The sequence below is a fragment of the Kitasatospora cheerisanensis KCTC 2395 genome (assembly GCF_000696185.1).
GTDB lineage: Bacteria > Actinomycetota > Actinomycetes > Streptomycetales > Streptomycetaceae > Kitasatospora > Kitasatospora cheerisanensis.
In genome coordinates, this window is sequence record NZ_KK853998.1 from 50700 (window position 1) to 51622 (window position 923).

The window sequence follows — 923 nt, forward strand, 5'->3', positions numbered from 1 at the left end:
CCCCCCCTCCCCCCCCCCGTGGGCCCTGGGCCGGCTCCAGCCCGCCCGGCCGCCCCCGCACACTGCGGCCGGGACCCCGGCCGCGGTGCGCGCGCTCCCGCTGGCCGGGTGAGCGCGATGAGCCACCAGCACGAGGGACAGGCCCAGCTGGAGCGCCTGCGCGAGCAGTGGGCCGAGCAGCAGCGTCAGATCGCCGCGGCGCAGCAGCAGGCCGAGCAGCTTCGTCAGCAGCAGGCCGCGCAGCAGGGAGGTGGCCGATGAGCTGGGTCGACAGCAACCGCCCGCAGCCCCAGCCTCGGCCGGCTCCCCCGGCGCCGCAGCCCGAGCAGGGAGGCAAGTGATGGCCGGCCTGCTCTCCTGGCTCGGACTGGGCAGCAGCTCGGCCGGGACCACCACCGCCTCCACCGGCGCCGGCACCGGCCTGACCGGTAGCTGGCCCGCCTACGACGAGGCCACCGCCCGGGAGCACCACCGCCTGGCGCAGGTCTCGCTCCCGGCCGCCGAGTACAACCCGGACGGTACGCGCCGGCTCAGCCCCCGCCCCGACCCCGCGTACGTCAGCCGCTCGTTCTGGAGGTCCTGACCATGGCTCAGATCATCACCGGCCAGCTGTCCAACCAGGCCGATGAGGCGCTCCGGCGGGCGCGGGAGGACCAGGCCCGCCGCGACGCGCAGAAGACCGGCGGCGGCTCCGGCCAGTAGCACCTTCCCCTCCTCCCCTTCCTTCTCCGCTCCGCAGGCCCCCGCCGCCTGACTCTCGGAACCGTCCTGGCATGCCCATGGCCAGGACGGCGCCGGGGGCAGCGCGGCGGGTTCCACCCGGAACCCGCCCCGCCCAGATCCGCACCGCCGAAACACCGTCAGATCCCGCCGCCGACCCCGGCGGCCGACCGAGAGGACCGATCACCATGCCGAGCTGGGCC

Annotated in this window: 2 protein-coding genes; both read left to right on the plus strand. The window is 76.4% G+C overall.

The genetic code is table 11. The features are described 5' to 3' along the window. The first annotated feature begins 117 nt into the window (after positions 1-117). Positions 118-261: a hypothetical protein gene (locus KCH_RS43095; protein ID WP_167574266.1), complete on the plus strand. Its 144-nt coding sequence runs from the start codon at positions 118-120 to the stop codon at positions 259-261. Positions 262-340: 79 nt separating this feature from the next. Continuing rightward, complete coding sequence (locus KCH_RS36130; RefSeq protein ID WP_035875904.1) at positions 341-583, plus strand: hypothetical protein; 243 nt, start codon at positions 341-343, stop codon at positions 581-583. The last annotated feature ends 340 nt before the right edge of the window (positions 584-923 follow it).

Excerpts from the sequence above, each read along its gene's own strand:
- KCH_RS43095 (WP_167574266.1), top strand. The coding sequence starts at position 118 with ATGAGCCACCAGCACGAGGGACAGGCCCAGCTGGAGCGCCTGCGCGAG.
- KCH_RS36130 (WP_035875904.1), top strand. The coding sequence starts at position 341 with ATGGCCGGCCTGCTCTCCTGGCTCGGACTGGGCAGCAGCTCGGCCGGG.